General features: G+C 53.9%; 20 protein-coding genes. 9 read left to right on the forward strand and 11 right to left on the reverse strand.

Annotated features, from left to right (window positions below):
* The first annotated feature begins 8 nt into the window (after window positions 1-8).
* From VHE34_RS07540 to VHE34_RS07555, 4 genes are all read left to right on the forward strand, one after another.
* Window positions 9-1,037 carry a PorP/SprF family type IX secretion system membrane protein gene (locus VHE34_RS07540; protein WP_325586314.1) on the forward strand — a complete coding sequence of 343 codons (1,029 nt, stop codon included), beginning with the start codon at window positions 9-11 and terminating at the stop codon, window positions 1,035-1,037.
* 44 nt (window positions 1,038-1,081) lie between these two features.
* Window positions 1,082-1,561, forward strand: coding sequence for a redoxin domain-containing protein (locus VHE34_RS07545; RefSeq protein WP_325586316.1), 480 nt, complete (start codon window positions 1,082-1,084; stop codon window positions 1,559-1,561).
* A 132-nt stretch (window positions 1,562-1,693) separates the two neighbouring features.
* Complete coding sequence (locus VHE34_RS07550; RefSeq protein ID WP_325586318.1) at window positions 1,694-2,029, forward strand: T9SS type A sorting domain-containing protein; 336 nt, start codon at window positions 1,694-1,696, stop codon at window positions 2,027-2,029.
* Window positions 2,030-2,116: 87 nt separating this feature from the next.
* On the forward strand, window positions 2,117-3,148 hold the full coding sequence (locus tag VHE34_RS07555; RefSeq protein ID WP_325586320.1) for an acyltransferase family protein: 1,032 nt from the start codon (window positions 2,117-2,119) through the stop codon (window positions 3,146-3,148).
* 11 nt (window positions 3,149-3,159) lie between these two features.
* On the opposite strand, the gene VHE34_RS07560 is transcribed toward VHE34_RS07555, so the two are convergent.
* Window positions 3,160-4,332 (reverse strand): class I SAM-dependent rRNA methyltransferase, encoded by a 1,173-nt coding sequence (locus VHE34_RS07560; protein WP_325586322.1) that lies wholly within the window; start codon window positions 4,330-4,332, stop codon window positions 3,160-3,162.
* A gap of 95 nt (window positions 4,333-4,427) precedes the next feature.
* Here VHE34_RS07560 and VHE34_RS07565 point away from each other — a divergent pair, with 95 nt between their 5' ends.
* On the forward strand, window positions 4,428-4,982 hold the full coding sequence (locus tag VHE34_RS07565) for a nucleotide exchange factor GrpE (RefSeq protein WP_325586324.1): 555 nt from the start codon (window positions 4,428-4,430) through the stop codon (window positions 4,980-4,982).
* 24 nt (window positions 4,983-5,006) lie between these two features.
* On the forward strand, window positions 5,007-6,167 hold the full coding sequence (gene dnaJ / locus VHE34_RS07570; protein WP_325586326.1) for a molecular chaperone DnaJ: 1,161 nt from the start codon (window positions 5,007-5,009) through the stop codon (window positions 6,165-6,167).
* Between the two features lie 33 nt (window positions 6,168-6,200).
* On the opposite strand, the gene VHE34_RS07575 is transcribed toward dnaJ, so the two are convergent.
* From VHE34_RS07575 to recG, 10 genes are read right to left on the reverse strand one after another with little or no spacing between them, the layout of a single operon-like run.
* Window positions 6,201-7,943, reverse strand: a complete 1,743-nt coding sequence (locus tag VHE34_RS07575) for a YfbK domain-containing protein (protein ID WP_325586328.1) — start codon at window positions 7,941-7,943, stop codon at window positions 6,201-6,203.
* Between the two features lie 51 nt (window positions 7,944-7,994).
* On the reverse strand, window positions 7,995-8,531 hold the full coding sequence (hpt, locus tag VHE34_RS07580) for a hypoxanthine phosphoribosyltransferase (RefSeq protein WP_325586330.1): 537 nt from the start codon (window positions 8,529-8,531) through the stop codon (window positions 7,995-7,997).
* Between the two features lie 16 nt (window positions 8,532-8,547).
* Complete coding sequence (locus VHE34_RS07585) at window positions 8,548-9,654, reverse strand: glucosaminidase domain-containing protein (protein WP_325586332.1); 1,107 nt, start codon at window positions 9,652-9,654, stop codon at window positions 8,548-8,550.
* A gap of 6 nt (window positions 9,655-9,660) precedes the next feature.
* Entirely contained in the window at window positions 9,661-10,299 is a 639-nt protein-coding gene (locus tag VHE34_RS07590) for an O-methyltransferase (protein ID WP_325586334.1), read from the reverse strand.
* A 34-nt stretch (window positions 10,300-10,333) separates the two neighbouring features.
* On the reverse strand, window positions 10,334-11,833 hold the full coding sequence (locus tag VHE34_RS07595; protein ID WP_325586336.1) for a sodium:solute symporter: 1,500 nt from the start codon (window positions 11,831-11,833) through the stop codon (window positions 10,334-10,336).
* Between the two features lie 21 nt (window positions 11,834-11,854).
* Complete coding sequence (locus tag VHE34_RS07600) at window positions 11,855-12,484, reverse strand: hypothetical protein (protein ID WP_325586338.1); 630 nt, start codon at window positions 12,482-12,484, stop codon at window positions 11,855-11,857.
* A 16-nt stretch (window positions 12,485-12,500) separates the two neighbouring features.
* Window positions 12,501-13,541 carry a PorP/SprF family type IX secretion system membrane protein gene (locus tag VHE34_RS07605; protein ID WP_325586340.1) on the reverse strand — a complete coding sequence of 347 codons (1,041 nt, stop codon included), beginning with the start codon at window positions 13,539-13,541 and terminating at the stop codon, window positions 12,501-12,503.
* Window positions 13,542-13,576: 35 nt separating this feature from the next.
* Window positions 13,577-17,281 (reverse strand): PKD domain-containing protein, encoded by a 3,705-nt coding sequence (locus VHE34_RS07610; RefSeq protein WP_325586342.1) that lies wholly within the window; start codon window positions 17,279-17,281, stop codon window positions 13,577-13,579.
* A 36-nt stretch (window positions 17,282-17,317) separates the two neighbouring features.
* Window positions 17,318-21,100, reverse strand: coding sequence for a PKD domain-containing protein (locus tag VHE34_RS07615; protein ID WP_325586344.1), 3,783 nt, complete (start codon window positions 21,098-21,100; stop codon window positions 17,318-17,320).
* Between the two features lie 2 nt (window positions 21,101-21,102).
* Complete coding sequence (gene recG / locus VHE34_RS07620; RefSeq protein ID WP_325586346.1) at window positions 21,103-23,229, reverse strand: ATP-dependent DNA helicase RecG; 2,127 nt, start codon at window positions 23,227-23,229, stop codon at window positions 21,103-21,105.
* 84 nt (window positions 23,230-23,313) lie between these two features.
* On the opposite strand from recG, the gene VHE34_RS07625 reads away from it, so the two are divergent.
* Genes VHE34_RS07625 through VHE34_RS07635 form a run of 3 tightly spaced genes read left to right on the forward strand, consistent with a single transcriptional unit; the run spans window position 23,314 to window position 25,541 of the window.
* Window positions 23,314-24,198 (forward strand): decaprenyl-phosphate phosphoribosyltransferase, encoded by an 885-nt coding sequence (locus tag VHE34_RS07625; RefSeq protein WP_325586348.1) that lies wholly within the window; start codon window positions 23,314-23,316, stop codon window positions 24,196-24,198.
* Window positions 24,199-24,939 (forward strand): SDR family oxidoreductase, encoded by a 741-nt coding sequence (locus tag VHE34_RS07630; RefSeq protein ID WP_325586350.1) that lies wholly within the window; start codon window positions 24,199-24,201, stop codon window positions 24,937-24,939.
* Entirely contained in the window at window positions 24,936-25,541 is a 606-nt protein-coding gene (locus VHE34_RS07635; protein ID WP_325586352.1) for an HAD-IB family hydrolase, read from the forward strand. Before VHE34_RS07630 ends, VHE34_RS07635 begins: the two co-directional genes overlap by 4 nt.
* The last annotated feature ends 30 nt before the right edge of the window (window positions 25,542-25,571 follow it).

A 25,571-nucleotide genomic window follows, 5' to 3' on the forward strand; every position in this document is an offset into this window, starting at 1 on the left:
ACTAATTCGTGAGACAACAAAGAATAATCATCATATTCCTCCTGATCCTGGGCACAGCCGCCCGGGCCCAGGATATCCATTTTTCACAGTTCTATGAAACGCCGCTTCTCCGCAATCCCGCTCTTGCCGGCCTCTTCACCGGCGACTACCGCGTCCAGACGGTCTTTCGCGATCAATGGAACAGCTTCACCGATGCCTACCGTACCGGTTCACTTAACGCGGAATTGAAATGGCCGGTCGGCAACGGGAACGATTACTTCACCACTGCCCTCCAGGTACTCTATGATAAAGCCGGCACCGCCGCCCTGACCACGACGGAACTCCTGCCGGCCTTCAATTACCATAAATCCCTAAGCGACAACAAACCCATGTTCCTCTCCCTGGGCTTTATGGGTGGCCTGGTCGAGAAAACCCTCGACCTCTCCAAAGTGACCACCAACAGCCAGTTCAACGGTACGGCCTATGACCCGGCCCTGCCAAATGGTGAAACGATACTTACCCCGAACGTCCACTATCTCGACGGCAGCCTGGGCATCAGCTTCAATACGGCCTTCGGCGCCGAGAACGCCAATTCGATGTACGTGGGGTTTGCCTATCATCATCTCAACCGGCCAAAGAACTCTTTCTATAAGAATCCCACCGTCGAACTGGATCCCAAGATCGTGCTCTCCGGCGGCGTAAAGATCGGTGTCAACGACTATTCCTATTTTACGCTCTATGCCGACTATTCCCGTCAGGGCCCCTCGACGGAGACCATCGGCGGCGTTCTCTATTCGTACAAGCTTGGCCCCGACCCCGACAACTATCCCTATACCTTTACCCTCGGTACGCTGCTTAGGTGGAATGACGCCCTCATCCCCGTGATCAAACTCGAGATGTACTCCTTTAATCTCGGCCTCAGCTACGACGTTAACGTATCCCGGCTCAACACTGTCAGCAATAGCCGCGGTGGGTTCGAACTATCGCTCTCGTATATCGGCCTACTGGATCGCAACCGCGAAAAGACTCCTGCCGGATTTCACGATCCGCGATTTTAGCCGAAAGGGCATTTTCAGTACATTTACCCCCTAAAAGATCGATCATGAATTTTCCCTCCATCCAACTGGGCCAGGAAGCGCCCGATTTTACCCTCTATAACACCGAAAAGCAAAAAGTGACCCTCAGCAATTACCGTGGAAAGACCGTCCTGCTTCTCTTCTTCCCGCAGGCCTTCACCGGCACCTGCACCAAAGAACTCTGCAGCACGCGCGACAACATCGCGCTCTATGATCGGGCCAACGCCCAGGTGTTCGGCATAAGCGTGGATTCCGTTTTCACCCTCGCCAGGTACAAGGAAGATCAGCAGCTCAATTTCCCGCTCCTCAGCGATTTCAATAAGGAGGTCTCCGCCGGGTATGGCACCCTCTACGATACTTTCGTACTCGATATGAAAGGAGTCTCCAAAAGATCGGCATTCATTATCGACGCCAAAGGAATCGTCCGCTATGCCGAAGTGCTCGAAACCGCCTCGGATCTGCCGGATTTTACCGCGATCCAGACGATATTGAAAAATCTCAATTGATTGCAATTCAATGAATTACGAACGATACCGGTCTGATTCGGCCGATTATTTTCTTGCATTATTTTCAGGGGCTAATTTGTATCTTTGAGAAGATATGACTATTTTGGCACCATATGTAAAATATACCTGTGTATGAGGATTTTTTACATCATGTTATCCATTATTCTACTGATCTCCACCCAGGCTAAAAGCCAGGCCCGCGGCCCATTGTCCGAGCCTGACCATAAAGTCATAAAATTCTATCCAAATCCCGCAATCTCCTATATCACCTTCGAACTGGTCAAGGCCGAAAAGCCTTGCACGCTGCAAATCTATAGTTTCCTGGGACGCATGGTGAAAAATGTTGCCGATATCCAGGACAAAACCACCGTTAATCTTTCTGACCTTAACCGTGGCATCTACACGTTTCAACTGAAAGATGAAGGAGGCCGTATTACCGACTCAGGCATTTTCCAGGTTATAAAATAGCCTTTTTTGAATCCATCTCCTGACCAGCCGGAATCCAATCCCTTTGGTTAGCCGCTAAATTGCTAAACCCACCCCAAATCGTAGAAAATGAAACGCAACTTGCAACACATTGATGAACTTCGCTTCCTCATCATCCATCTCATACTTATCAACCACTGGAGCCTTAACCTGTTTCTCCTCAATGTCTCCTACGACCACAGGATCTCTGACATCTTCATCGATCTTACTTCACCCATCCTGGCCATGATATCGGGGTACCTGTTCTTTTACAGGACACGCGACTCCCTTCGCTATGGCCAAAAGCTTAAATCCCGATTCTTTAGTCTCGTCGTCCCCTATCTTTTCTGGGCCTTTTCATTCTTCCTTGTCTACATTCTGATCAAAGAGCTATACTCGCGCATCTTCAACCAGACCTTTTGGTATGCCGCCGAAGAAACAATCTCTTTCCGGAATATTCTCGACTGCGTCATTCACCCCCCCCTGAAAAATTTCTGGTACCTCCAAAATCTCATGCTCATAGCACCCCTCAGCATCATCATATACTACCTTCTCAAGAACAAATACATCTATATCGGCTTCGTCGCTTTGGTCGTCTGCTGTTATATGTTCGACTGGACTTCACTTTATTTCTCCGCCCGATTTCTGCCATATTACCTGGTCGGCGCATACTTTGGCTACCACGAAATGACCTTCCCGAAGATCTCCATCAGCAAGACCGCAACCTGGTTGCTGATTCCCATACTGCTCCTGGTCGGCCTCAAATCTTCCGCTTTCAAAGACGACGGACTCTTCGTACTGCCGATCAAGATTTTCGTTTACACCCTCTATATCGTCACTCTCTACAACATCTTCGACTCCAATCAGAATAGTTATTTCTTCCGCTACCTTAACAAATATAAAGGGTATTCATTCTTCCTCTTTGCGATCAACGTATTCCTTTTTTCCATCGTCCAACGACCGCTGTTGAGCCTCGGCGCACGGAACTATCTGCACAACGGCCTGTTCCTGTTCCTCTTTTTGATGGTGTCGCTGGCCGCGGTGTTGCTGATCGCATTCATGATCGCAGCATTCCTGAACCGCCGTTTCACCCGATTCTATTCAACCATCACCGGCCGCTAAAGGCAGTGATATCATAACACCTGCACGATCAGAAATTTCAGATAGTTCGTGTTCTCCCATCCGTGGATGATGGGGTGATCGCCGGCTTGCGCCCGGAAGGTCACTTGCCGCAACCTCCGTCTGGCGTCCTTTGCCGCAAGTTGGATCGTCTCCAGGAAAAGCTCGGGCTGCACGAGATTGGTACACGAAGAAGTCACGAGGAACCCGCCCTTCTTCACCATCTTTATTCCGCGAAGGTTGATCTCCTTGTACCCGGTTATCGCTTTCTGGATCGTCTCCCTGCTCTTGGTAAAGGCAGGCGGGTCCAGCATCACGACATCGTACTGCCGCCCTTCCTTGCTCCATTGCTTCAAAGCATCAAAGGCATTCACCGCCTCGTAACGGCAAACCTCCCCAAGCCCGTTCAGCTCGGCGTTCCGCCGGGCCTGCGCCACGGCGTTCTCGGAAATGTCCAGCCCCAGCACCGACTTCGCCCCGTAAAAGCCGGCATGCGTTTCGAAGCTGCCCGTATAGCAAAAAGCCCCAAAAACATCGGCACCCTTCACAATGTGCCGGATTTCCCGGCGATTATCATGCTGATCGAGAAAATAGCCCGTTTTCTGCCCGTTCTCGATATCGACATGCAGTCGCAGCCCATTCTCCTGGATGATGATCTGCGTATCGAACGGTGCAGACAGAAAACCCTTCTGCTGGGCCAGCCCTTCCAACTCCCGGACTGGCACATCATTCCGTTCGTAGATACCCTTTGGCCGGAAGATGCGCTGCAGGCCATCGACTATCGCCGGCTTCCACCGGTCCATACCCAACGCAAGCGTCTGAAGGACAAAATAATCATTAAATTTGTCGATGATCAGCGCCGGCAAATAGTCGGCCTCCCCAAATACAAGCCGGCAATTGTCCGTATACCCCAGCCGCTGCCGGTATTCCCAGGCCTCCTGCAGCCGGGAATAAAAAAAGCCATCGTCGATGGTCTCTGCCTTGTCCCGGGTCAGCAGCCGGACCGCGATCTGGGACTGGAGATTGATATATCCCCTGCCAATGAACTTTTTATCATGCGTAAAAACGTCTACCGTAGTCCCGCCCGCACTGTCCCCCTCCAGCGTAGCAACCTCATTTCCAAATATCCATGGATGACCATTCTCCACCCGCCTGCTGATCTTTTTCTTCAGGAATACCTTTGTCATGCGCGCGAAGGTACGCAAAAAGAATTAGTGACATTTTGTCTAGAAATCAGGCTTGGCAGGAATATTGACAACCGTACATTTGCATAATTATGACTATGAAGGATATCAATATCGATGACCAGGGCCGCGAAGACCTGGAAGACCTGAATACCGATGAGAACATTGCTGGGTCGACCCATCTCGGAGAGCTGGGCGCCCGGGAAGAAGAGATTGACCGGCTCAAAGAAGAAGTACAGGAACAAAAGGACAAGTATCTTCGTCTCTTTGCGGAGTTCGACAACTTCCGCAAACGCAGCGCCCGTGAAAATATCGAATTGCGGCAAACCGCCGGCAAGGAGGTCATCATCTCCCTCCTCGATGTGCTCGATGACTGCGACCGCGCCGAAAAACAATTGCAGTCCACTGAAGACCTTCCCCTCAAGGAAGGCGTACAGCTCGTCTTTTCCAAACTGCGTTCCGTCCTGCAAAGCAAAGGACTCAAACCCATGCAAAGTATCAATACGGACTTCGACGTGGAAAAACATGAGGCCATCACCGAGATCCCGGTACAAAACCCCGCTCTCAGGGGGAAGGTCATCGACGAAGTACAAAAAGGATACTACCTCAACGACAAGATCATCCGCTTCGCCAAAGTCGTCGTAGGTAAATAAAACCCCAACATCCCTGCAAAGAATATGTCAAAAAGAGATTACTATGAAGTATTGGGGGTAGCGAAAGGAGCATCTGCCGACGAGATCAAAAAAGCCTACCGTAAGGTGGCCATGCAGTACCATCCCGATCGCAACCCTGGTGATAAGGCCGCCGAGGAGAAATTCAAGGAAGCCGCCGAAGCCTACGAAGTATTGAGCGACGCCGACAAGCGAGGCCAGTACGATCGTTACGGCCACGCCGGCCTTTCCGGCAACGGCCGCGGATTTGGCGGCGGAGGCAGCATGAACATGGATGATATCTTCAGCCAGTTCGGGGATATCTTCGGGGATGACCTCTTCGGCAGCTTCTTCGGCGGTGGTCGCAGAGGCGGGGGCGGCGGCCGCGCCCGCGGCGTAAGAGGCAGCAACCTGCGCGTAAAGATCAAGCTCAACTACGAAGAGATTGCCAAAGGCGTCTCCAAGAATATAAAGGTGAAGAAATACGTCGGCTGCACAACCTGCAGCGGTTCCGGCGCCAAAGACAAGAACAGCGTCCAGACCTGCTCCACCTGCGGAGGCAGCGGCCAGGTACGCAGGGTCAGCAACACCTTCCTCGGCCAGATGCAAACCGTCACCACCTGTCCCACCTGCAACGGCGAAGGCTCCATCGTCACCGCAAAATGCCCCGCCTGTAAAGGCGAAGGCCGCGTTTACGGTGAAGAGACGGTCAGCATCGATATCCCCGCAGGCGTACAGGAAGGCATGCAGCTCAGCGTCAGCGGCAGGGGCAATGCCGGCGAAAGAGGCGGCCCCCCCGGCGACCTGATCATCCTCATCGAAGAAGAACAACACCCGGAACTGCACCGCGATGGCCTTAACGTGGCCTACGAGCTGCACCTCTCCTTCCCCGATGCCACATTTGGCATCCAGGCGGAAGTCCCAACCATCGACGGAAAAGCAAAGATCAAGATCCCACCCGGCACCCAAAGCGGTAAAATATTCCGCCTCAAAGGCAAAGGATTTCCGGGCGTCAACTCATATGAACGAGGAGACCAGCTCATCCACGTCAACGTCTGGACCCCCCAACACCTGACGCCGGAAGAAAAGGCCATCCTCGAAAAGCTCGGCGATAGTCCGAATTTCCAGCCGAAACCGGATAAGAACGAACGAAGCTTCTTCGATAAAGTGAGAGAAATGTTCAGCTAGCCCGACAGCCGCCGAAAAAGATCGCCACGAAGATCAATCTTCATCTTTCTTGTGATGCTTATAATGCCCGTATATCTTACGGGCTTTTTCCATTAAGGTGATGAACTCCTGCTGCATGCCGTCCCCCGGATCGCTCGACTGCTCGGCCATCTCGATAGCATCCTTCCAGTCGGCCTGGCGGATGAAACGGGACCGCTTGAGCAACCCGCCAAACAAGGCGATCGAAGAGGCAAACCGGTAGCAGGGCTGCAGATCCTTGAACGGAACAGACTGATTTGCACAAACGAACGTGCTGGCCCGCGGCAACGGGTCCCTCGGCAGCCGGTAATTCAGCTGCACCTGAGCCAGGAAGCCGGCGTCTCTCACAACAGCACTGTCCGGATTGGCAGGGATAAGCTCGAACAGCGCCAACAGGGAATGTCCGCTCCCCACCTCTCCACCTTGTAGCTCGCTGAGGGTATCCGATAACACCTTTTCCTTATTGTCGAACCCGATAAGCCGGTAGTCCCGCACCAGCGTAGGATTGAACTCGATGTTCAAATGAGCATCGTCTGCCACCGCATAAACGGTCTGTGTAAACTCCCGCACCAACACCTTCTCCGCCTCCCGTTCGTCGTCCAGGTAAGCAAAATTCCCATTCCCCTTCTTTGCCAGCGCCTCGAGCTTGGAATCCTTGTAATTCCCCATCCCAACCCCCAGACAGGTAAGGTAAACGCCCCAATCCCGATACTGCGAGACGAGCTTCTCCAGCTCCTCCTCCGACGTCTCCCCCTCATTGAAATCTCCGTCCGTAGCCAGGATCACCCGGTTATTTCCCCCCTTGATCAGCTGGCTCTTTGCCACCCGGTAAGCCGCTCGGATACCCGCCTCGCCGGGGGTCGCGCCACCCGGCGCCAGGTCCTCGATAGCCTCCAGGATCTTCTTTTTTTCAGCTCCTGAAGTAGGGCCCATCGAAACGGCCACCGACCCGCCATAGGTCACGATCGACAGGGTGTCGATGTCTCGTAAATTATTGACTAACAAACGAAAAGCAGACTTTAAAAGCGGGAGTTTGTTCGGCAGGTCCATCGACCCCGAAATATCGATCAGCAACACAAGATTGGCCGGGGGAATGCGGGTGGGATCGATCTTCCTGGCGCTTACCTGCAGGAAAAGAAGCCGGTTCGCCGGATTCCAGGGACAATCCGAAAGTCTCGACCGGAAAGCAAAACAACTATCCTTCGGCGGATCGGTGTACCCGAAATTGAAGTAATTGAGCATCTCCTCGATCCGGACCGCATCCGGCGGGATCGTGCTGTTCATGTTGAGGAACCGCCGCACATTGCTGTACGAGGCCTTGTCGATTGTCACGGCAAAACCTGTCTCAGGGTATTTCCGGGCCGGGATGAAGTCGTTCTCTATCAAACTACTATAGGTCTCTGCAGCAACGGTCCAACTCTTCCGGTCCCAGGACCTCAGATCCTTGGTCAACGACAGCAGGCTCTTCTTCGGGGCTGCCGATGGCAACGCCCTCCCAGCCTGCCGCAAATGTAGATTTTGATATTTGGTGGCATCGACAGCCACCACAAGTGTCTGAAATCCCTCCGCCGTCAGGGTCAGTGTATCGACTACCCCCGGGATAGGTATCCCAAACGCCCCCGTACTCCCAGAATGATAAAGATATCCGCTAGAGTGCAGTCGGATATTGACATCTGGCAAGGGGCCGTTGTTCTCATCCTTTACCTCGCCCCGCAAGTAGTACTGGGCATTCACGGAACCAAGCAAAAGAGAACTCAAAAGCGCTAGGATGGCCGGTTTCAATGGGATATTCAAAAAAATGCATTCCTCCTACTCTACCAACTGATAAATCGACGGAATATTGCGTCCGAGACCATCATAATCAAGACCATAGCCAAGCAGGAACTTATTCGGCACCGAAAAGCCGAGATAATCCACGGTGATGGGGTATACAGTGGCTTCCGGCTTGTGCAACAGCGCCGCGATCTTCAGGGACGCCGGCTGCTGGTGTTCCAGCTGCGGCAGGAACTCGCTGAGGGTCTTCCCCGTATCTACAATGTCCTCCAGGATCACCACATGCCGACCATGCAAATCCGTGTCGAGACCGATCGCCGTGATCACCTGCCCTGACGACTTGGTCCCCTTGTACGACGCCAGCTTGATAAAGCTGATCTCCGCCTCGATCGTGATCTTCTTGAACAGATCGGAAGCAAACATGAACGCCCCATTCAGTATGGCGATGAACAACGGCCGCTTATCCGCATAATCCCTGTTCATCCCATCGGCAATCGCCTGGATCTTCTCATCGATCAACTCCTTTTCCAAGTAAGGACCAAACTCCTTGTCATGAACCCGTATAATGGACATATAGGTGAAAATAATTTTATCGTTTGCTCAAAAGAACCCGTTGCCCGGGCGACAGTTTCGAATCGGGCCCCAACTGGTTGAACTCCATCAACTCCTCCATCCGGATCCCCTCCGCCTGGCTGATATCATACACGGTTTCGCCCTCACGCACCACATGGAACTCGAGCGACCCGGTCTTCCGCTTCCGCTGCAAAAAGATCAGCTGACCCTTCACCAATACGTCCTGCTCCTTCAGTTCATTGAACTCCATCAGCTTCGGCAACGAAATATCGTATTGATTGGCGATCGCCAGCAGGGACGTGCCCGCCTGCGCATAGATGACCCTTGTCCGGTTGATCGAGAATTCCCCCTCGGGGTAAGCCACATCCGGCGCACCGCTCACCCCACCGGCGCCTGCCGCCGGATCACGTTTGGTCAGGCCCGCCCCGGAGTCGGAACCAACCCCCACACCGTTAGCCGCCCCACTCCCAGCCACATCCGACGTCACCGGCGTCACCACAGAACTTCGGCCGGGCGTCGTCCCTCGCCCGTCCTCGTTCGGAACCTTCGTGACCTCGGTTCCCCCCGGCATCGTCAGCACGACTTCATCCGAAGGCCTCATCTTACCCATCGCGATCAGCGTATATTGCTGCAGGTTATAATCTTTGATCAGCTTGATCAATATCTGCGAGTACTTGATATTCGTCGCATAGCCCGCCTTCCTCAATCCGTACGCCCACCCCTCATAATCGGTCGGCGGCAGCTGAAAAAGAAAAGCGTACCGCGTGCTTCGGCGCAGAAAATCGGAATGGTCCCGGTAAGAATCAGCCGCCGTCGCATAGCTCCGAAAACATTCCTGCCGGGCGTCATCATCATGATACACCACCTGGCCCTTCCAATCGTCCTTGCACTTGATTCCGAAATGATTGTTCGACGCCTTAACCAGGTCGCTCGTCCCGGCCATAGTCTCATGCAGCCCCTGCGCCAGGGTGATCGAAGCCGGGATTCCCGACCGCTGCTCCTCGGCAATTGCCAGCGACTTATAGGTGTTGACATAGACAACCCCGGCGACACTCATCTGGGCCGGCGCCCACTTTACCGCGATCAACAAAAATCCCACCGTTACAATTCTCTTTATTGGCATCAAAAACTATTTCTTCCGGATTAAAAACAACCCATCCCTCACCGTAAGCATCACCTTTTCCACCCGGTCATCGGCCGCCACCCGGTCATTAAAAGCCTGGATGGCGATCGCGCTCTTCCCCGTGACCGACTCCTCCAGCACCTGTCCATGAAAAAGCACGTTATCGGCGATGATCATCCCCCCGCTTTTCACCCGAGGCAGGATCATTTCATAATAATCGATATACCCCGGCTTATCGGCATCTATAAAAACGAGATCCCAATCCTCTTGAAGGGTTGGGATGATGGCTAACGCATTTCCACGGTGCAATATTATCCGGTCGCCCCCCTCCGATCGCCGGAAATAGCCCGCCGCCCGGTCCGCATCGGCATCCCGAAGCTCGATCGTATGTAGCCGCCCGTCCCCGGAAAGCCCCGCGGCAAGGCAAAGGGCACTATAACCCATAAAGGTACCTACCTCCAATACCCGCCGCGGACAAAGCATCCGGCTGATCATCTCCAGCAGCTTGCCCTGCAGGGGTCCGCTGAGCATATGCGCCTCAGGGTGATTTACCGCCGTATATGCCGCGATCTCCTCCAGCAAAGGATCAAGCCGCGAAGAATAACGCTCCGCATAGGTCTGCGCCAATTGGTTGACAAGTTCCATAGTGACAAAGATACGGCTTCCGGCTTCTCGGATTCTACCCCTTATCCGACAATGCCCACAACCCTAAAAAAGTGATAATACCGTTGATGACCAGTAATTCCAGGCCAATCTGGAATCCCCCGAACCACTTTCCGGAATACTGGCTGATGAAATAGCAGCACACCGGCGCCAGCAGGCACAATGCCGTAACTATCCCCGTATTCGGCAGGACACGCTTCGTAAAGATGCCAAAGGCAAAAAGTCCCAGCAGCGGTCCATACGTGTACCCCGCCAGCTCGAGGACGGTGTTGACGATGGATTTATTATCCACCCATTTGAATACAAGGATACAAAGCAGGAAAAGCAAGGCAAAGCTGATATGCACGGTCATCCGGACCCGCTTTTTCCGCTCCTCGCTCATATCGGCCCGATCTTTCAACCCCAGCAGATCGATGCAAAAGGACGAGGTCAGCGCCGTAAGCGCACCATCCGCACTGGGGAACAACGCCGAGATAAGCCCGATGATAAATATGATCGACACGGCGGAAGGAAGATAGTGCAGCGCCAGCGTGGGAAACAGATCATCCCCGATGACATTCCGCCCGTCCAAGAGGAAGGCATGCCCCCGGTAAACAGCCCCCTGCTTCAACGAGTACAGGTACAGCAGTCCGCCCAGCAACAGGAAAAGGAAGCTCACCAGCACCATGATGAAGCTGAAGGTCATGACATTCTTCTTCGAATCCCGGACATTCTTGACGCTGATGTTCTTCTGCATCATCTCCTGGTCCAGCCCCGTCATCGCGATCGCAATGAACATCCCGCCAAGCACCTGCTTGCCCCAGAACCCCCTGCTGTTGACATCGCCGTTAAAGACATGCGTGAACCCCTGAGCCCCCAGCTCCTGCATGGCCCCGCCCAGCGAAAGATGAAGATGCTGGAGGATATACACCGTACAGACACAAAGCCCGAGCAGCATAAAAGTGGTCTGTAGAGTATCCGTATAGACGATGGTCTTTACCCCGCCCTCGAAAGTATAAAGCAGGATCATCAGCAGGATGACCAGACTGGTCAGCCCAAACGGCACGCCAAGATCCTTCAGGATAAAGATATGCAGGACGTTGATGACAAGGTAAAGCCTCGCTGTGGCTCCCACCGTACGGGAAATAATGAAGAATAAGGCCCCCGTCCGGTACGCAATAGAACCAAACCGGGTATGCAGATAATTGTAAATGGAGGTCAAATGCAGCCGGTAATACAGCGGCAACAAAACAAACGCAATCACCAGGTACCCAAACCAATACCCGATGATCACCTGGAAATAGCCGAATGCCTTGTGCACATCCCCCGACCAGTCCCCCACCGTACCCGGGACACTGACAAACGTTACTCCCGAAAGGCTGGTCCCGATCATCCCAAAAGCCACCAGCATCCAGTTGGAATTGCGGTTGCCGATAAAGAACGATTCATTGTTGGAATGACGCGAAGTGCGCCAGGCCACCACCAACAACAACAGGAAGTACCCGATGACAAAGGCAAAAAGCAAAAAGGACGACATTCGCCAAATGTAACAAAATTTCTACCTCCGGTGCACGAAGACGTCAAAACCAGCCCGGATCACGGGCAGCGGATGACCGTAGATATCATTATAAGGAGAATTCTTATTCGAGATGGCATCGAACATCAGCGCAATATAGAACCCGCTCTCACCAACCACCCGCCGGCCATAGCCAACCCCAAGCAACAAGCTCGGCGCATTCGCATTGAAGTTGGCCGTTGCTCCACTGGTCTCATCCTTTTCCCGGATGGTGGTCCAGTTGAACTCCGGTTGCGCGGTCAGGAAAAGAAAAGGCAGAACATAAGCCCGGCCGAATACTCCGCCGCCATAGGTAAATTGCTTGCTGCTGACATCCGGGTTGTAGATAAAATTCGGATCGGCCCGGATCGAACTATAGTTGAAGTTCACAACCGCACCCACATCCAGCCAGCGGTTTAACGAGAACCCGACCTCCGGGTTAACCCCGATATCGAAATTATAAGAACCAAAGCCGAGCCCAAGGCTCCCCCCAAGAAAAAGCGTCTCCTTCGAAAATCCGGACGCAGGGGCTTCATCGGAATACGTATACGTACGGTTGGGCATATGATCCTGCGCCATTCCAGCCAGGCATACCAGCAAAAATGAAAATGCGAATACAACCTTTCTTGTCATTGTGTAAATATAGTACTTAGGGTTTGAATGTCGGACAAAGAGACTGCCGCTTATCTCCGTTATATTGACTGTAAAAGCCCTGATTTAGCAGCGCAAACTCAAACGCGCCATGCCCGCCATCATAGTGGCTTAGGGACGATGTGGTCACATCATATGTGAACATTAGCCTGATATTCTTGTACACAAAACCGATCATCGGGATGATCGCATCCCCCGGCCGCATATACACCCCGCCGATCAACTGCTGATCCCCCTCATCCTGCAGATTGAACTGCGCATTCAACCCGACAACCATCTCCATCGCACCCGCCATCTGCGTATAATATCCCATCGGGTTCACGATCACCTGGTCATTCACCTTTACGCTGGCGTTGACAAAACCCGTGTACCGCGGCTTGATCTTGCTGTCAAAACCCGCAGGGTCCGTATTGAAAAAAGACTCCCTCGGCCGGTTGATATGCTGCACCGAGAAACCCCCGTTCAGATACATCTTGTTCGTGGGAAAATACGCATAATTCATCCCCAGCTGCAGATCCAAATAATTGTCCGCCGGGTGATCGATGATGACACTGGTCGGTAAGGTATTGTCGAAGAATTTTCCGTCAAACTGATCGGGGAATTTCAAATTGGAAGTGTTGATCCGTTTGTTCACCCACCCTGCATTGGCCCCAAACGTAAGCAGACTGGCAAAACCCAGCATCTGGTGGTAGGCCACCGACCCATACACCGAAGTGGAGGTCAGCGTGCTCGCCCCGGCGTCATCCCGCAGGACAACCCCGCCAAGCCCCATCCAGCCGTTCTCGATCCTGTTCCGGAACACTTGCGCATCCCCCCAGATACTCATCGTCCGGTATGGCGCCGACATGATCGCCGACCATTGATCCCGGTAATTGGCCCCCAGCCGGTAGTCGGCATCGGGAATGAACCCGGTATTGGCAGGATTGGTGATCAGGGGAGCATTGAACCATTGGGAGAAATGCAAATCCTGGCCGGCAGCACTCAGCACTCCCAGAATCATACCGCAGCATAGCGCCAGTATTATTTTCGATCCCCTCATTTTTTCTATTAACGTAGGTTACGCGATTTTGGTTGTCATCGAACCAAAGTTATGTCTCCTTTCTTACTTACATGCTTTCCGTCTGAGAATTGAGCCTCAAGGGTATAGGCGTACACATCCATCGGTTGTAAGACGCCCAGGTAGGTCCCGTCCCACCCCACATTCGGGTTGTCGGATTCGAAGACCATTTTCCCCCATCGGTTATATATTCTAAAATCCATATGTAATATCCCAAAACCCATCACCTTCAGGATCGCATTCTGCCCGAACCGGCCCGGCGTAAAAGCATTCGGGACATCCAGCAACGGGTTGATCAACGACGCCACCGTATGGCAAACCGTATCTGTACACCCATACTCGTTGGTGGTGACCAGGCAAACCGGGAAACTATCGGTAGCAATATACAAATGCTGGACCGTATCCGGCGTATTCTTGACCACCGTGTCCCCATCCCCGAAATTCCAGAGGAAACTTACGCCACCCTGCGAGGCGTTCGTAAAGACGATCGGCACATTCGCCACCGGCGGCACAGGGGCGAACGTAAAGGCCGATTTCGGCTTCGAATACACATTGATCGTAAAGCTCGTATCCGACACCCGGTTACAGGTGTTGGGGTCCTCCTCATGAAGCGTGATGAGATAGGTCCCCGGGCTCTGGTACAGGTGCGTCGGATTAACCTCGCTCGAGGTATTCGCCGCCCCACTTGCCGGATCACCGAAAGTCCACGTAAACAAGGTTCCCCCCAGAGAGGTATTGTCGAACGAAGCCGTATACGGCGCACAACCCGTCGATGGGGTCACGAACTGGGCCTTGGCGACGGGTGAAACACGCAGCATTTTCGTCAACGTATCCGGGTAGTTACAATAATTCGTATCACCCAGGATCAGACTCACGAAATACGTCCCGGGACTCTTATAGCTGTAGTTCACAGTGCCGAATCCCGTAGTCAGCGGCGGCGACCCGTCCCCAAAATCCCAAACAAAGGATTGCAGCCCGAAAGGCTTATTCGCAGGCGCCTGGCTTTGATTGGTGAAAGTATATTCCAAAAGGTTACAATCTACTCCCAACGCTTTCGCAATATCGAAATCCACAGCTGCCCTGTCGGTCCGCGCAATGACATGCCGGTACACGGTATCGGCGACGTTACAACTGTTGGAATCGATCGCGACCATCATCACCCGGTAGATTCCCGGAATGGTATAGGTATGCTCCACCGCATAGCTGATGGTCGCCGTATCCGGACTCCCATCCCCAAAATTGAAGATGTACTGCTTCGCATTGCGGATCGTATCCTGCAGATAGGTATCCATCGGGATACAACCCGCCGTATCGTTCCTCCGCCCATTGACCGACACCTGCAGCCCCGCCGCCACCCCCGCAAAGTTGAACGCGATCTTTATGGCTGCCATATTACAACCGACACTCGCTCCGTTCACCGGCGACCAGACGCCTGGCGTCGTCGGATAACGCCCGGTTGCACCCGGACCGCTGCAGTTCGCACAGATACCCTGGTAGATCACCCCGTTCTGGTCATACCGGCTCGTTCCCCCATCCACATGCTCACTGATACTGGTGGAGTTGTCGTTCTCGCCAAAAAAGGTTCCGTACAAAAGACTGTCGGCATTCTTCTTCAGGACAATGAAATAAAAATCCCGGTTATCGCTAAGTCGCTTATACGCATCCGGGGTAGTCGGCAATCCCGCCGTACCGGCCAACCCATAGGGATCGGTCCCGGAGCCAAGGATCCACCCGCCCCAGCCGCTGACATAAATATTTTCGCACCGGTCGATCAAAAACGCCACCGGTGAGATATTCGGCAATCCCCGGGCAGCCCCCGAAGGAGTGCCAAACGTGGTGGAATAGACATAACCGGAAAGATCGGGCTTCAGCTTCGAAACAAATTGCCGCCCACCGCCGACAGAATACAGAACGTTCACCACAGTCCAGGTGCCGTTTGTAGTTCCCATAACATACGGGAACCCCTTCTTGTCGAATTGCAACCCGTAAATGGCATCCCCATAGGTCGTTCCAAGATAGGTGCTCCTGATCAGCCGGGATCCATCCGCCGTTATCTGCGAGATGAATCCGTCCGAACTGCCGCCGGCATATGCGGGTTGGATCACCCCGCCACCCACGCCCGGAAGATCCTGGCTCGTCGTAGCTCCGGCCACAAAGATGTCACCTGTTAAGGGGTTGGCTTTGAGCACGAACGCCGCATCGCGCCGCGATCCCCCCAAAAAGCTCGACCAGATGATCCGGTTACAGGTTGGATCGAGCTTGATCACGACACCATCCTGCGCGCCGCTGAAGGTCGGCTGAAAAACAGATCCCACGATCGGGAAGTCGGGACTCTGCGACGACCCGGCGACAAGGATGTTGCCCTGCCCGTCCACGATAACCTCGCTCCGGGAATCATCCCCATAGTTGCGGATCAACGAATCAGCCCGCTCATTGGGCGGCGATTGCGCCGCCTGGTCCTCCATATTCACACAATCACTCTTGGTGCCACCGATCCGAATACTCCCGGTAAGCCCATTCCCCCTCGGGTTGATCCTCGTGACGAACATATCCGCCCCTCCCCCGGGACCCGCCGCCGACTTAAAGGGAAAATCCACGGAATAAGTTCTCCCCAACACGACAAGATTACCCTGCCCATCACAAAAAAGACTATGCGGCGTTTCATTCGCCCCGCCGCCAAGGTAAGTTGCATAGACCTTGCTGGTGCCGCTCGTATTGAGCTTCAGGATACCCACGTCAAAACTCCCGCCGCCCCACCCCGGCTGCAGCGCCCCCGTCGTAAAAGGAAAAGCCGAACCGAAAACGATCCCCCCAAGGAAGAAGCTGCCGTCCTGCCCCGGTGTCGCTGTAAAACCCCAATTGCTCACCTTGCTGCCCGAGAACGAACAAAAGACCACTGTCGGGTCGATGATCAGCGTCGCATTCGGATCGTGATCCGGCAGATCGAAGCTCACCGTATTGCCATCCCGGATGACATACCGGCAACGGATATCCGTTCGCCCCGCCTCATTGTAGAGATAAGAATAAGGGGCAAGCTGGGTCACAGCCCCGACCGACGTACCCACCACCAGCTGGCTCTTCTTGATGCTCAGCCGGTCTGCCCCTTCGTATTTCATGCGTATCCGCCGGTAATCACCGCCCGGATGAACGATAATGTCATATTTTAGCTGCCCCTCATTGGTATAATACCGGACATCGATATTCGGATAGAGGTTCTTGTAGGTCACACCCTGGAAGACCCGGCAGTCTCCCGCCCACTTCGAAGGATCATTTCCGATAAAATAGTTGTTGTAGCCCGGCAGTATCTTATCCGGAACGATCGTAACGGCATCGCTGGCTTCCACAAAGCTCACCCGGTAAGCATGTGCGCGCACATTCATCATGGAATTGCTGTGACCGGCTTCCGCACCAGCGCCCACAGCCCCGGCGGCCCCCGCACTCATCACCTTGGGCCCCGCCCCATGGAACGCTCCGTCACCGGACACCATACCATGATGCTCGTGGTTGATCCGGATCAGGTCGTCGGAATTGTACAACAACGCCGAAAAACCCGTCTTCTCGAGGAAAAGTGCGCCATTCGACAGCTCGCCCTTGAATCGCACCCGCGGATCCCATTGCCCCTTGTTCTCTACGAACTCTATGTTGGACGAGCCCGGTTGGGAATATCCCTTTAAAGCGGTCCCAATCAGTAGGATAACAATATATAATACTCGCCTTTGCAAATAGCGCATTTTTACAAATTACAAAAATTGTCCGGTTTACCGAATCAACGTAATATCCCCTTTCTTCGTCGCATGTGACCCATCGGAAAACTCCGCTTCCAGCGTATAGGCATACACATCCATAGGCTGCGGCGTTCCATGATACGTCCCGTCCCAGCCAACATAAGGATTCACGCTCTCAAACACCAGCTGCCCCCATCGGTTATAGATCCGCCACGTCATATGCGTAATGCCGAACCCGACCACCTTGACCACCGCATTGACCCCAAACCGGCCCGGCGTGAACGCATTGGGAACGTCCAGCAACGGATTGATCACGGCCGGCACCGGGTGACAAGCCGTATCCGTACAGCCCGACTCATTGGTCACCACCTCACACACCTGGAAGGTATCCGTGCGGATATAAACGTGCACCACCGTATCCGGCGTGGTCTTCGTCTCCGAAGTGCCGTCACCGAAGAACCACTCATATTTGACCCCAGCTGACGACGCATCCGTAAACACTGTCGGGGTATTCGCCGGCTGCGGTGGCTCCGGTGTATACGAAAAGTCCACCTTCGGCTTCCCCTGCACCGTTATCGTAAAGGAATACATGCTGATGATATTACAGGTGGCGGAATCTATCGCCGTCAGCTTGACCGTATAGGTCCCGATATTCGGATACAGATGCGTAGGCGAATAATCCACGCTGTCGATCCCGCTACCGTCCCCGAAATCCCAATAGAATTTCTGTCCGCCAATAGAGGTGTTGGTAAACAGGGCATTGTACGGCGCACAGCCGAACTGAGGCGTCGTGAACCGCGCCGTATCGTTCATCGTAACATACAACAGCTTGGTCGTATCCATCGGCGAATTACAGAAGGACGTGTCCACCAGCGACAACGTCACCTTATAAGGACCCGGCGCAGGATAAGTAACGGTCGGCTTGCTCGCCAGATTCTGCCCCGTCAGCGGCGCCCCAACCCCGAACGACCAGGTAAAGGCAGTGTCGCTGAATCCCACCGGCGAACCCGCCGTGAAGGTCGAAAGATTCGTAAAGACGTATTGGAAGGACTCACAGGGGCCCACCTTGTCATATCGAAAATCCACAGCCGCCGGAAAGTTCTTCACAACAACGTAACGAACCGCCGTGTCGGCAACATTACAGCTGTTGCTGTCAATGGCGATCATCGTCACCTTGTACACGCCGACATTGGAATAAAGATGATCAAAACTGTATTGCGTCGTGTTATTGATCACGGTCCCGTCGCCGAAATCCCAGATATACGATTTGGCATTCCGGATCGTATCCGAAAAGGTCGCCGTCAGCGGCACACACCCGACACTGTCGCCCCGGCCATGCGTCACCACCTTCAACCCCGCAGCCACCCCCGCGAAATTAAAGGCGATCTTCACAGCCGCTTCGTTACAGCCAAGCGAACCGGCTCCATTAGTGGACGCCCACGCACCCGGCGTTGTGGGAAAGGTAGCACCAAGATAACAGTTGGCGCAAACCGCCTCGTAGATCACTCCCTGCTGGTCGAACCGGCTCGTTCCCCCATCCACATGGTCCCCATAATTTCCGAACTGCTGCCCGAAATAGCTGCCGTAAAGCTGGCTGGCGGCATTCTTCTGTAGTACGAAGAAATAAAAATCCTTCCCATCGGTATTGCTCTTGAGGGCGCCTGCGGTCACAGGAAGATTCCACGTACCGCTGTTGGCGTAGTGTTCCGTGCTGTCCGGCCCACCACCCCACCCGGATACATATACGTTTTGACAACGGTCGACAAGAAAGGCTGTCGGCGAAATGCTGGGGTGGCCCGTATTCCCGGGACCGAAATTGGCGCTGTATACGATTCCATTGAGATCCGGCTGCAGTTTGGTAATGAACTGCTTCCCATTGGACTGATTGGGATTACTTTGGTTAAAGGGCGAATTGATCACCGGAACAACCCCGTCGGTCGTCCCCACGATGTAAGGGAAACCGTACTTGTCGAAATCCATCCCATAGATCATATCATTGGCCGTAGTACCGAAATAAGAGGATTTGATGAGCGTACTCCCGTCATTGCTGACCACCGCTATAAATCCATCGATACCGCCAATCGCACCGGAGTGCAGCACCGTCGCATTGCCGGTGCCATTGAAGTCCGCGCTGCTCGTTCCCCCGCCGACCCAGATCGTGTTGTCCGTCGGGTTCAGCGCCAGAACAAAAGCGGCGTCGGTTCCCTTTCCGCCAAGATAACTGCTGAACAGCACATTACTAAGATCGGGGCTCAGCTTCAGCACCACGCCATCCTGCCCGCCACCCGAAGTTTTTTGAAAGGCATTCGCAGTAGTGGGAAAATCGGTGGACTGCGTACACGCCGCGATATAGACGTTTCCCCCAGGATCGAGGACGACCTCGCTTCTGCCATCGTCTCCATAGTTCAGCCGCAAGCCCGACGCACCTTCAGGATACGTCGGCGGTTGAATAAGATATTTCGGCGCAAAGTTCACCCCATCCCAGGCCGAGCCCCCGATCCGCTTACTGCCCAACAACCCGGTTCCGGTGGAATTGAACTTCACCACGAAAAGATCGAACGAGGCTGCATTTTGCCCATACACCGTAGAAGGCAGATTGGGTGGGAAATTGCCGGAACTGGTCCTCCCCGTCACTATCAGGTTGCCGCTGTTATCGACGATCATACTATGCGGCTGCTCGTCACCGGCGCCGCCCAGGTACGTGGCATAGACCCGCTTGGTGCCGCTCGGGTTCAACTTCATGATGGCGACATCATAATTGTATCCATCTCCCTCGCTGCCATCCCCACCCTGGAAGGTCGTCTGGAACGCACCCGGGCTCGCCAGGTAACCCGAACCATTCAGATTTCCCCGCCCCTGGTCTGTCTCGTCGAGCACGATCCCCCCCATATAAAAATTCCCGCCGCCATCATACGTTGCCGTATATCCCCAGTTGTCCGACTTGCTGCCCGTGAACGAGCAGAACACCTCCGTTGGATCGATCACAACCATTGCCCCCGGCGTATGATTCTTTATCTTGAACTGGATGCGGTTCCCCGGCAGCAGGGAATAGCTGCACGGCAGATCCGTCCTTCCGCTGTCGGTCAGCTGGTAGCTTCGCGGCTCGAGCTCCGTTACAGTCCCCACCGATGTCTGCACATAGACCCGGTTCTTTCGAATAGTCAGCTTATCCTGACCCTCGTATTTCAGGACGATCTTACCGGGATCGGCTCCGGGATGGACCACAATATCGTATTTGATCGTTCCCAGGTTCGTATAGTAATGGATATCGATGCCGTCATACATATTCCGGTACCAGATGCCCTGGTAAAGCCGGCATTGCGTTGCCCAGTTCTTTTGATCACCGATGAAATAATTGTTGTAGGAATCCACCGCCTTATCGCCCGCGATCTCCACTTTGTCGTTGGCATTCTCGAAGCTCACCCGGTAGGAATGACTGTGCAGCACAAAAGGATCGCCCGCCGATCCGGCACCACCGGCGCCCGGCTTGGAGGGATAATTCATCCCTGGCGTGGAGGTGGCCGTTTTTTTGCTCCCACCCCCCGCCATTCCCGAAGGAACAACCCCCGCCTCCGCATAGTCCCCATGCAGCAATAACCCGATCCGCTTCATATCATTGGTATCATGCAGCAGAACGGTAAATCCCTTTTGCTGCATGAATACATTACCCGTGCTGATCCCGGCATTGAATCGTATCGTGGGGTCCCATTGCCCCTTGTTCTCGATAAACTCAAGATTGGAATAGCCCCCGGATTGCGCAGTAAGCTCCAGAACCGACAGGAAGAGCAGCGTAAAAAAAAGGCTTATTCTTAGCATAGTTACGATATCTTGCTCCAGGCCGTTTTGCCGTGCTGCGATTGCAGGAAAGCCTTCAGCGCTCTACTCTCTTCCGTAGCCAGATCGGGGTCCTTGTCCAGCAGCTCTGTCGCCCGTTCTCGGGCCAGCTCGAGCCAATACCTATCCTGAACAATATTTGCCAGCTTAAAGTTCAGTAACCCACTCTGCCTGGTCCCCTCGATATCGCCTGGTCCCCGGATCTCGAGGTCCTTTTCCGCAATTTTGAAGCCATTGTTGGTCTCGGTAAGGATACTCATCCGCTCCCTGGCCTCCTTTCCCAATCGGGGACTCGTCATCAGGATACAAAAGCTCTTCTCCGACCCCCGGCCGACCCTGCCCCGCAATTGGTGCAGCTGCGATAACCCGAACTTCTCCGCACTTTCGATGACCATGACGGTCGCATTCGGCACATTCACGCCCACCTCGATTACCGTCGTGGCCACCATGATCTGCGTATCGCCGCTGAGGAAACGCTGCATATTCGTATCCCGTATCTCCTGCTTCTGTCTCCCATCGACCCGGCTGATCCAATATTTCGGTTCGGGGAACCAGGCTTTTATATTCTCATACCCCTTTTCCAGGTTCTCATAGTCCAGCTTCTCCGACTCCTCGATCAACGGAAAGATCACATAGGCCTGCCTGCCCTTCGCCACTTCATGACGGATGAAATCCATCACCTGCGGCCTCCTGTCTTCGAAACGATGAACAGTCTGAATTGGTTGCCTTCCGGGAGGCAATTCGTCCATTACGCTATAATCCAGATCGCCGTATGCGGTCATCGCCAGCGTACGCGGAATAGGCGTGGCGGTCATGACCAGCACATGCGGCGGGACCTCCGCCTTATTCCAGAGCCGGGCCCGCTGCGCCACCCCAAACCGGTGTTGTTCATCCACTATCGCCAGTCCCAGCCTTTGGAACTTCACCGCCTCCTCCAGCACCGCATGCGTCCCGATTAGGATATGCAGCCTGCCCTCCGCCGCCATGCCCAACACCTCCTTCCGGCTTTTCGATTTGCTCGACCCGGTCAACAACCGCACCTCCAGCGGCAGCTCCTTCAACAACTCCGAGATGCCGGCAAAATGCTGACGCGCCAGGATCTCCGTCGGCGCCATCAGACAGGCCTGAAACCCATTATCGATCGCCAGCAGCATCGCCAGCAACGCCACCATCGTCTTACCGCTGCCGACATCCCCTTGTAACAAACGATTCATCTGCCGCCCCGTCCCCGTATCCCGCCGGATCTCCTTCAACACCCTCTTCTGCGCCCCCGTGAGCTCGAAAGGCAGGTATTGGGTATAGAACCGGTTGAACATCTCCCCCACCTGCGAGAAAACAACCCCTTTCGAAAACCGGTGTCTTCTGGACTTGATCAACCCCAGCCGCACCTGTGCCAAAAACAACTCCTCGAACTTGAGGCGCTCAACAGCCCGTCGGAACAGCGCCGGCTGGGTCGGGAAATGGGCCTGCCGGTAGGCTTCGTACCTCGATAGCCACTTCCGCCGCTCCCCGGTCTCCTCGTCCGGATATTCCATCGCCCAATCTGGTAAATTTTCTGGCAAATCACTCTCTTTCAACATGTTAAGAAGGGTTTGGGTCAGTTTGCCCAATTGCCGGCCCCCAAGCCCCCGAACCTTTAATTTCTCCGTCGTCGGGTACACCGGCTCCAACCAGTCGGGCCTGCCCGCACCCTGACCCTGTAACACCTCGATCTCCGGGTGCGTCAGCTGCGGACTCCCCTGGAAAAAACTTACCCGGCCATACACAAGGAACTCTCCACCAACCTGCACCAACTTCTGGACACCATGGATACCTTGGAACCATACCAGCTCGAGCTTCCCGGATGCATCCCGTAACTCGGCCACCAGCCTCCGGCTTCGCCTGTCGCCCATCACCCCGATACTGATGATCTTGCCCGCCACCTGTATATATTCTGTAGCCGGTTCTATCTCGCGGATAAGGTTGATCTTCGTCCGGTCCACATGCCGGTAGGGAAAGTGCTCCAACAGATCCCGAAAGCTAAAAATACCCAGTTCCTTTTGCAGCAGCTCGGCCCGCAACGGCCCTACTCCTTTCAGGTATTCTATCGGGTTGGAAAGTATGGATGCCAAAGTTGAAATGAAACTAAAGATTTACACAAAAATAAGTTATAACTTTTGTCGTTTTGTTTGTATTTTACACGACAATATATCGTTTTGGCTTATCTGACTTTGTTGAGACCGAAAGATTGGGCAAAAAACCTTTTCTTATTCATTCCTCTCTTTTTCGCTGGTGATCTCCTCGATGCGGTCAAACTGACCCTCCTGTCGCTGGGATTTTTTGCCTTCTCATTCGTAGCCAGCAGCATCTATATCATCAACGACTACCGCGATCGCGAAGAGGATAAGAAACACCCCGTGAAATGCAAACGCCCGTTGGCGTCCGGCGAAGTATCTCCCAAAAAAGCACTGACGATCTGCACCATGCTGCTGCTGGCAGGAAGCTCCATCGCCTGGGCGCTGAACCGCGACTTTGCCATCGTCCTGGCAGCCTATTTCCTTCTGAATCTCGGATATTCTTTCGGCCTTAAGAACATCTCGATTCTCGATATATTCATCCTCGCTCTTGGTTTCGTCCTCCGCATCAAGTCAGGATCGATCATTTCCCAGGTGCCCCTTTCCGAATGGATCATTATCATGGTCCTCCTGCTTTCGATCTTCATGGCGATCGGTAAACGTAGGGATGACCTCATTCTCAAGATCAGATCCGGGTCCGATATGCGTAAATCCGTCAAATCTTACAATCTCGAATTTCTGAACACGATGCTGGCGATTGTCGCCGCCGTCATCATCGTCGCCTATCTCATGTACACCCTCTCCCCCGAGGTAATAACCCGGTTGCAAACATACAGGCTCTACTATACGACTATCTTTGTCATCGCCGGGCTCATGCGCTACCTGCAGATTATCTATGTCACCGCAGATGCGGGATCCCCCACCAATATCCTCTACAAAGACCGCTTCCTCCAGATAACCTTGTTGCTGTGGATCGTCAGTTTCGCAAGCATCCTCTATTTCAAAGACGCCCCATTCTTCAAGTAAATGACAAAGTTAACAACCGTCCTTCTCCTGGGTGCCGGCTCCGATATCGCCACCGCCCTGGCACGCAAATATGCATCGTTGGGTTATGGTCTGCAACTGGCCGCCCGCAACCCCGATAACCTCCGGCGACTGGCCTCCGACTTGCAGATCCGCTACGGCGCCAGGGCATCCCTCCACCCCTTCGACGCAACCCGGACCGACACCCACCAGGCATTCTGGACCTCCCTGGACCCCAAACCGGACATTACCTGCTGCATCTTTGGCTACCTGGGCGACCAAAAAATAGCCGAGGAGAACTGGGAAGAATGCGAAAAGATACTGATCACCAACTATGTTGCCGCCGTTTCCATCTTGAATTTGGCCGCGGCGCATTACGCCAACGGCCAATACGGCTGCATAACTGGCATCAGTTCCGTCGCGGGCGAACGGGGAAGAGCCGGGAACTATTTTTACGGCAGCGCCAAGGCGGGCTTTACCGCCTACTTATCGGGTCTCCGCAACCGCCTCTCCCATCTCCGGGTCCACGTACTCACCGTCAAACCTGGCTTCGTCTACACCCGCATGACCGAAGGAATGCGCCTGCCCGCACCGGTAACGGCCACCCCCGAAGAGGTCGCCAATGCCATCGTCAAAGCTGTCAACAAAAAAAAGAACGTCATCTATGTGAGATGGGTCTGGCGATGGATCATGCTGGTAATCAAATGTATTCCCGAAAACATATTTAAAAAGCTAAATTTGTGACACGGATCGCTTTTTTCGATTTTGACGGGACGATCACCAGCAAAGACACATTGCTGTCCTTCATCCGGTTCACCCACGGCCCCTTCAGGCTCGCACTGGGTTTTATACTCAACGCACCCTGGCTGCTGGCCATGCGATTGCACCTCGTCTCCAATCATCAGGCCAAACAGCGCATCCTCACCTTTTTCTATGCAAAACGATCGTTGGAATCTTTCGACAGCCAATGCAGGGAATTCAATCGCGATGTTCTTCCCGGCCTGGTCCGCCCAAAAGCCGCAAACGAATTGCTTCGCCTCCAAAACGCTGGCTTTAAAGTGGTCATCGTTTCCGCTTCTCCGGAGAATTGGATCATACCCTGGGCCACGGAAACCGGCGCAGATTGCATCGGCACGCAGTTGGAAACAACGGTTGACAATAAAGGTATCATCCGCCTCACCGGGAAGATATCCGGCGCAAACTGCCATGGCAAAGAAAAACCAAGACGCATCCGTCGGCAATACGACCTTTCCGGCGCAAATGAGATCTACGCCTATGGCGACTCTCGTGCCGACCTGCCCCTCCTCAGCATGGGCACCGTCCGTTTCTATAAACCTTTCCATTAAACGAAAGATTAAGCTCAACCAACCCGCATT

Origin of the sequence: Puia sp., from assembly GCF_035546395.1 — a bacterium.
GTDB lineage: Bacteria > Bacteroidota > Bacteroidia > Chitinophagales > Chitinophagaceae > Puia.